Source organism: Psychrobacter sp. TB67 (genome assembly GCF_000511065.1).
In the GTDB taxonomy this organism is placed as follows: domain Bacteria; phylum Pseudomonadota; class Gammaproteobacteria; order Pseudomonadales; family Moraxellaceae; genus Psychrobacter; species Psychrobacter okhotskensis.
In genome coordinates this window covers 22,927-31,035 of record NZ_AYYA01000073.1, presented here as the reverse complement: position 1 = coordinate 31,035, position 8,109 = coordinate 22,927, and the positions used below count along the sequence as shown (strand labels likewise).

General features: G+C 43.5%; 7 protein-coding genes. All 7 read right to left on the bottom strand.

What is annotated here, in order from left to right; translation table 11 throughout:
• Positions 1-5: 5 nt before the first annotated feature.
• On the bottom strand, positions 6-569 hold the full coding sequence (locus tag W293_RS0113785) for a transposase (RefSeq protein ID WP_198015433.1): 564 nt from the start codon (positions 567-569) through the stop codon (positions 6-8).
• Positions 544-849 (bottom strand): IS630 transposase-related protein, encoded by a 306-nt coding sequence (locus W293_RS0113780; protein ID WP_025651943.1) that lies wholly within the window; start codon positions 847-849, stop codon positions 544-546. Before W293_RS0113780 ends, W293_RS0113785 begins: the two co-directional genes overlap by 26 nt.
• 53 nt (positions 850-902) lie before the next feature.
• Positions 903-2,030 carry an AIPR family protein gene (locus tag W293_RS16535; RefSeq protein WP_084212334.1) on the bottom strand — a complete coding sequence of 376 codons (1,128 nt, stop codon included), beginning with the start codon at positions 2,028-2,030 and terminating at the stop codon, positions 903-905.
• 259 nt (positions 2,031-2,289) lie between these two features.
• Positions 2,290-4,932 (bottom strand): ABC transporter permease, encoded by a 2,643-nt coding sequence (locus W293_RS0113770; protein ID WP_025652995.1) that lies wholly within the window; start codon positions 4,930-4,932, stop codon positions 2,290-2,292.
• Entirely contained in the window at positions 4,910-5,632 is a 723-nt protein-coding gene (locus W293_RS0113765; protein WP_025652993.1) for an ABC transporter ATP-binding protein, read from the bottom strand. Before W293_RS0113765 ends, W293_RS0113770 begins: the two co-directional genes overlap by 23 nt.
• Entirely contained in the window at positions 5,629-6,468 is an 840-nt protein-coding gene (locus tag W293_RS0113760) for an arylesterase (protein ID WP_156915607.1), read from the bottom strand. The genes W293_RS0113765 and W293_RS0113760 overlap by 4 nt, the downstream gene beginning before the upstream one ends.
• Before the next feature lie 91 nt (positions 6,469-6,559).
• On the bottom strand, positions 6,560-7,870 hold the full coding sequence (locus tag W293_RS0113755; RefSeq protein ID WP_025652991.1) for an MFS transporter: 1,311 nt from the start codon (positions 7,868-7,870) through the stop codon (positions 6,560-6,562).
• Between the last annotated feature and the right edge of the window lie 239 nt (positions 7,871-8,109).

The window sequence follows — 8,109 nt, the reverse complement described above, 5'->3', positions numbered from 1 at the left end:
TATAGTCACTGCACTACAAAAGAGTTATGTTTTGGATGAATATCATAAAACAATTTAGATAAGTCATTTTCCATCCAACCTTGGCGTAAAAACTTCACTTGAGCCCACTTTTTCTCGATGGGATTTAAGTCAGGACTATAAGGAGGTAAGAATAATAGCCTGTGACCATGCCTGTTAAGCAGCTTTTGAACGCGCTTATGAAAGGCTGCATTATCCATAACGATTACACATTTTCTCTTAAGCTTTGGTATCAGCGTGAACTTGCACCAGTGATAGAAAATCTTTTTATTAATGTTGGTCTTTAAGCAATTGAGTGCAAACAGCGTTTTGCCATATAGTGCACCAATGACGTTGGTTCGATCTTTGGCTTGCCAATTGTAACTGCCAATGCAGGGGCTACCAATGGGTGCATAACCACAAGGACGCATCGTTTCACTCTCAAACCCACTTTCGTCCATATAGACAATAGCAAAGCCTTGAGCAATGTAGTGGTTAAGCTTGGCTAGATAAGTCGCTCTTTTCACAGGACAGGCTTTGGGATGCTCAAGTGTCTTTTTTTTTGCTAACACCAATACGCTTTAAGGCTTTACTGATGCCTGTTGGGCTACAATCAAAACGCTGTGCTCGCTCATAGTGATAATCGTCAGGGTGGTCTTTGACATCTTGAGCTAAGGCTTCATCCTCTATTTTGTAGGGCTTAATATATCGAGTGGTTTTACTATGAAGACGCTTTTTCCACTTCTGGATAGTCGTTGGACTGATATCATAGAAAACAGCAGCTTCAGCAAAGGTCATGCCCTCATCTAAGCTTTTTAAGACTTGTTTGCGAAAATCTAGGGAGTAAGTCATGGTTATTTATTGTGGTAATCGTTTAGTTGATTTATTTTATAACATTTTTGTGGTCAGGTGACTATAGCAGAGACAGGGTTTTGACTATTGGTGGAAGCGATAATATGGTCAGTCGTTTCTTTATTTGTATTTATTATGACTTTAACTAGAACTGATCTATTATCATCCATATCTAGGTTATGATAGTTGTATATAGAGTAAGAAGTTTGTAAGCCATTTACTATCTGTATGTTTTCAATAGATAATTTCTTCCCTACTTCTTTTGGCTCTTCTGCAATAATGGTAATACCATTATTTAACCACCAGAAATCCTCATTCGAAGGGTTTTCTATTGATTCCCGTATCCGCTTATTTACATCTACTGATCCTTGAAAGTGTCTAATATTACTTTCAAAAAGATCATCACGAATACCTCCGTTTTCTGCTGTTAAAAACTCCTTGTAGTTTCCTAACTTAACAGTCCCAATATACCCAATACCATAATTATCAAATTCTGTCGATAATGGTCTATCTTTAAATTCTATAGTATTACGATTGGACTTCTGCTGTTGGTATAATTCGAGTAGCTCTTTAGAGCTATAGACAGAAAAATTTATATCGGAAGTGCTAAATATTTTCTGAGATATTTCGACTAACTGCTCTGCCTTTTGAGAAAAAACTGTATTAAAATTTTTGCTAGGAGCATTTGATATATAGAGATAATCTAAAGATATCTTTCCTCCACTGGTAGCAGTTTTTTTCCAAACTTCAGTTAATAACAATGCTTGATTAACTAAATCTGAATTGAAACGAGATAGTAGTAGCTCTTCCTCGTTTTCTAGGTTGAATAAAACGGGAACTGTAGTGATAAGTTTGTCAATTATACCTTCTTTGAAGGAGCTTGCTTTCTTACATTGCGAAATAATGAATTTAGCATTAGTTTTGTTAGTAAAATTGAAGTTATCTAAATTATCTATATTATCTATGTATTCATCATTAATAAAAATCATAATGGAGTCGATACCACCATCATTACTACCATCGACAATTGAAGATAATATATTTTCGTATGTCACGCTACTATCTTTATGGATTTGAGTTAATGAAAAAATCTCGAATAATTCACTATCAGACAAATCAATCTCATTACTCTCTTTAAAAGCTTTAATGCAGCCTTCAAGTATTATTTTTTCATTGCTCATGATAGAACCTTTTCTTACATTTTGGATTAATTTTTAAAGTCAATATCTTACAACAAAATCGCTCCCGAAGGAGCTTTTTAGCTCTGATAGCAGAATTTATCATAACGGGCTGATTAATTTTCGATAGTTAAGCTTTGAGGTAGCTACGTGCCAAGAGACGCACCAAGGTGTATTCGTCGTCTAGCTCAGAAAAATAAGTAATATAAAGTTAAAAACCCTCAATTAAGGGGTTTTTGCATAAAGCCAAAATTGAATACACCTAAACCATAGCCCGAACCCTTGCCATAATCCCACGCCCAATCACCAATCTTACATAAATAATCGCAATACCTAGCAGCAAGGCGAGGAGCAATCCGCCACCAATAGCTAGATTTACCCACGGCACGCTAAAGCGTAGATTGAACCACTGGGTAATGGCAAACCACGCGCCAACACTAGCGATAGTCATCGCAAACACCGCTGCGCTAACGCCAAGTACGCCAATCTCCAAGATATTGAGCTTATATAAATCAGACTTCTGCATCCCTAATAATCGGAATGAGGCGCTTTCTTGCATCCGATCTTGTGAAGTGGAGAGTAGCGAGCTGATAAGTACCATAATCCCAGTCAATAACGCCAGTAGCGTAAAGACATAGACCAAGCGACTCATCTGCATCACTAAGTCTTGGATTTGCTCCGCGATAGCGGTACCATCGATGGTGGTTACCGCAGGGAACTGGCGTACTAGCTGACCTTGCAGCTCTGGAATACTGGCCTCGGCTACATGCGCCGTAGCGAACTGGATTTGCGGCGCCGCAGACAAAATATCTGGCTCAAACAAGAAATAGAAGAACGGACTTGGGCCACGTTCAAACCTTGAGCGGATACTAGTGATTTGACCCGTCAGCTCGATACCTTGAATATTGAAGACGACTTGATCGCCCATGCCAACATTAAGCATATCGGCTGCGGTATCTAAGATAGATAGTGGCTGTACTTGTTGTAGCTTTGAGGTTTGCGGATCTTGATCTTTGATAGGCGTATAGAGCTTATCTTGAGTCGCGGTATCGCTAATAAACTCGGTATCCATTACGCTATCGGCGTAGCTTAAGTTAAACACTCGCGTCGGGTCGTCTTGGTTGTCAGGGGCATCGATATCGGCAGCGGCAACGTCATTAGCGGTGACCACGCGCGCGCGAATGACAGGATAATAGCTGACAGGCGCTTTGAGTATATTGTTGATCGCTTCATGCTGTTCGGTTTGTACATCGAGCAAGAATATATTGGGCGCATCCTCTGGATAAGCATCGACGAACTGCGCGTTGATGCTGTGATTGAGAGTGGTAATCAGCGTCAATACCGCTACAGATAGCGCTAAGGTCACAAAAAATAATGCCGATTGATTGCCTTTACGCGCCAGATTATGAATGGCGATACGCTGCATCCAACTGACTTTACGACGCTTAGCAATGCCCGCTAGCAGCCCTAACCAACTTCGAGCCAATAGCCAAAACACCGCGACAAAGGCAATTAGGCCAATGAGTAATTGCGCGGATAATATCCATGAGCCGACTTCATAAGCGAAGAACAGATAGAGACCGATAAACATCACCGTATACGACAGCAGTGGCAAACGTTGAAACCAAGATTGATCGGCAGCGGCTTGGCTAGCGCCTTGATTGAGTAGGGTAGCAGGGGTAGTGGTGCTCAGCTCACTGAGACCGCGCTGGGTAATCACTATCGTCAGTAGGATAGCGATAATAAGCGTTTTGACAATGCTAATAGGGTTAATAGCCAAACCAATATCGGCAGGCAAGATAGCCGACAGATAGGGCTGACCAATCTGTAATAGCCCGAGACTGAGCACAGTAGCGGCGATACTAGCGATGATCGAAGTGGTCAATAATAACCGATAATAACTGGCTTTAATCTGCCTAACCGGTTCGCCCATCGCCATACGAATGGCATTATTAGACTGCTGCTTCGTGACAAAAGCGGTGATAACGCCGTACATAGCGACCGCTGATAATAGCAGTACCGCGATAACCAGCAGCTTTAAAAACATCAATACATTGTCAGAGATACGCGAGACTTGCGTGTCCTCAGAGTCTATATCAGAGAGCTGAATGTCAGGATAGCTGACTAAGGTTTGCTGTAATTGCTCATTTAACGTGGTGATGGTTTCCGCGTCACCTGCTATCTCGATACGATAACGCACACGGCTACGCTGACCTAACAGGTTAGTCGCGGCTAAGCCGTCCTCTTGCATCAATACATGCCCGCCAAAATCAAAGGCACTTAGCGGACGATCGGGCTCTTTGGTCAGTATATCGCTGATAGTAAACTCAGCTTCACCGATTTTGATAGTATCGCCAACGCTAGCGTTAAGACCCTGCATGACTTCTGGCGCGACGACTACGGTGTTAGGTTTGAGCTGTTGCCATAGAGGTTTGCCTGAAGCAGTTTGGGCTTCACCGTATAGCGGATAAGCAGGGGTGACGCCCTTGACGCGGACGAGTAAAGTTTGCTGATCGGTCACTGCCATTGAGCTAAACTGATAATCGTAAACGATTTGGTCATCAGGCAAATCTTTGACTTGTTCTATGATTTGCGCAGGCCACTCCTGATTGGCCTCTAACACTAAGTCGCCACCGACGAGCGCGCGCTGATTATCGGTGATGTATTTATCGACAGATTGCTGAATAGAATCAAGGGTTAGATAAGTGGCAAGTGATAAGGTTAAGGTAATTAGGAATAAAACCGGATAAACCCAACGTCGCCACCAGCTACGGGTTAAGGCTTTAGTGCCTAAAGTAGAGGCAAAGACAGCAAGCATAGTAGACATTAAGCTTTGATTTGATTTATCGCTAGATAATCTATTCTTATCATTATTAGCAGTATTATCCATTAACTTTTGATCCATCTATCATCCCATCATGCATAGTAATCACCCGATCCGCCATCTCGGCAAGCGCAGGATCATGAGTGACTACCACTAGCGCGGATCCTGTTTGTTGACGTAGATCTAATAATAGCTGCATGACTTGATCAGCGTTTTGCTCATCTAGATTACCTGTTGGCTCATCAGCGAAGACAATTTTAGGGCGTGAAACCAAAGCACGCGCGACAGCAGTACGTTGTTGCTCGCCACCTGATAGTTGACTCGGCAAGCTATCACGGCGATGACCCAATCCGACCGCTTCGATAAGTTCATCGACGCGCGCTTGATCGGGACGACGGGCGATATCAAGCGGGAAAGCAATATTTTCAGCGACGGTTAGCGTAGGCAACAAGTGAAAGGATTGAAACACAAAACCCATATCGCGCTGACGGATAGCCGCCAGTTTATCTTCATCAAGGCTGCTTAAAGTTTGATTGCCTAATTCAACCGAGCCACTATTGGGGTAATCAAGCGCTGCTAAGAGGCCTAGCAAAGTTGATTTACCTGAGCCTGATTTGCCCATGATCACTACGAACTCGCCAGCATTGACATGGATATCAACGTTCTTAATAATTGTCAGCGAACGCTCACCTACCGAGACAGTCTTAGTTAAGCCCGTAGCCCGTAGTAGCACTTCTTGGTTGGAGGCAGGATTCACATTATTAGCTTTTGTTAGGCTCATTGCGCAGTCTCAGTGGTAGGCGTTTCTACAGGGGTAAGCGAGTTTGCTTGCATGGATTGCAGCATTCTCTCAAGCTCAGGCTTGAGCACTGGCAAGATATTATTATCAACGATGATGGTATAACCTTCTTTAGTCGGGTGAATAGCATCAGCTTGATTGAGCTCGGCTTTACCACCGACCCCGTCCAAAAAGAACGGAATCATTTTTAGGTTCATATCTTTAGCGATACGCGGATAGATAGCCGAGAAGGATTTGACGTAATCATTACCGAGATTGTCATAGATTTGCATACCGCCTAAAATGACTTCGCTACCGTTATCTTGTAGATGCTTGACCGCCGTACGAATATTTTTTTCAACAGTAGCGACATCGAGACCGCGAATCGCATCATTAGCGCCAATAGTTAATATCGTGATATCAGGTTCGGTCTGGCTCACCCAATCGAGACGATTGACTAGTCCGGTACTGGTTTCGCCACTGAGACCAGAATTGACCACGTCCACATTGGTATAGCCCATCTGCTTGAGCTTCGCTTCTAATTGCGCAGGATAATTATCTTCAGGGTCGACACCTAAGCCTTCGGTTAGTGAATCGCCAAGGGCTAAAATGGTTATAGGTTGTGACTTTTCTTCCTGATCCGTAGCACTGATACTTGCCGCTCCTTCAACCACTACAGGCTTATTAACCGTTGCCGTTTCAGTGGTTTGTGGCTCGTTAGCAGCTTCTGTTTCAGCAGGTTTTTGACAGCCACTTAACAGCAAAGCTATGCTAAAAATCCCGATAGTTACGCTAAAAATAGACCGCTTAATTAAGCTAAGGTTGTTATTTTTCATCATGTAAGTATCTCTTAATCAATCGAACCAGTTTAGCAAAATAAAGTGATAGTCAATATAAGGGTAAAGTTACGGCAAGTAGGTTAATTCTATCTTAAGCCTTCTGTCCGTCGACCATAATGGGGCGACTGACTAACCACGCAAAACCGACATTAATCACCATCAGGATCAGCATAAGTAACAGTGCTAAGCCCCAATTACCAGTTAATTCATGTAGCCAACCTGTGCCTAACGGACCAAAGAAGGCTAGCAAGTAACCAACGAACTGCGCCATGCCCGATAGCTCGCTGGACTGGTTGGTGGTATAAGTGCGCAGGGAAAACAGCATCATACTGAGCGTAAAGATAGCAGAACAACCTGCTCCCATCAAACCTGACCACAGCCAAGCTAAATCAGGGGTTAGATAACTGACTCCTAACACCCCAATGACGTTGAGCACCGCAGCTAAGATCGCGAGCGCTTGAATAGGGCGGCCACGATTGACGAGCCAAGTCAAACTTAAAATAGAGAGCGGCGCCATAAATTGAAACACCGAGCCCATCTGGCCAGCAGCAACTGGAGTTAAACCCTTACTGACCCAAATAGAAGGTAAAAAGCTGGCAACGGTATAAAACAGTAGTGACTGCAAGCCCATAAATACCGCTATTTGCCATGCAAAAGACGTACGCCACATCGAAATCTTTGAAGATCCTGAGGGCGGCAAAACAGCAGCTTGATGATTAGAAGAGCCCAAACTAAAACGCAAAAATACCCAAATCGCTAGGGCAAATAGTCCCAACAACGACCAACCACCGAGCGACCATTGCCAACCGACACTTTCAGATAACGGTAATACCACCCCTGCGACAATACCCGCAGACACCGTCATGGTCAGGCTAAATAGGCCAGTAATCAATGGAATATGTTGCGGAGTGCGCTGCTTGATAACGGGTGCCGCCAAGGTGTTAGCAAAGCCGATAGCCAAGGTCAGTAATAAAGTACCCGTTAAGAATCCCAGCCAAGTTGGTATGACAGTACGAATAATCATACCTGCCGTTAATAAACCAATCATCGCAATGAGCGTATTCTCAAGACCAAAGCGCTTACCAATCGTTGGTGCGATAAGCGCGCCCACTGCAAACGTTAGCATCGGCACCGCACCCAGCCAACCAATCTGCGTCTCAGAGATATTGAGCGCTTCTTGCACCACTGGTGCAATAGAGCCAAGGGCCACGATCGGTGCGCGCATATTGGTGGCGAGTAATATCATGGCGCATAGTACGAGCCAAAAAGTGAAGCGCGATGAAGGCAGCTTAAACGCTGACGAGGTATCTGGGTGAGACTGTGGTGGCAAATCAGACGGCAAATGGGAGGAGGTAGACATAGCAGCACGACTATTATTAAAATGAGAAAAAGGACACGTCATTAAACAACGCCGAAGAATCGTCGCTGATAAATAACACTAAGGAAAACGCACCTAAACGGTGACTAACATTATCAATCAGAATCGCAAATCAGAACTAGACATTACTTGCACAGCGCAAGGAGTACGAGCTTGTTACCCTATAAGCTAGGGTAAACATAATGTATGGGTAGTGGCTTTATATATGAGTAATAGCCTATACGAGTATGGCTTTGAGAGATTGATTGTCGTCAATCACACAT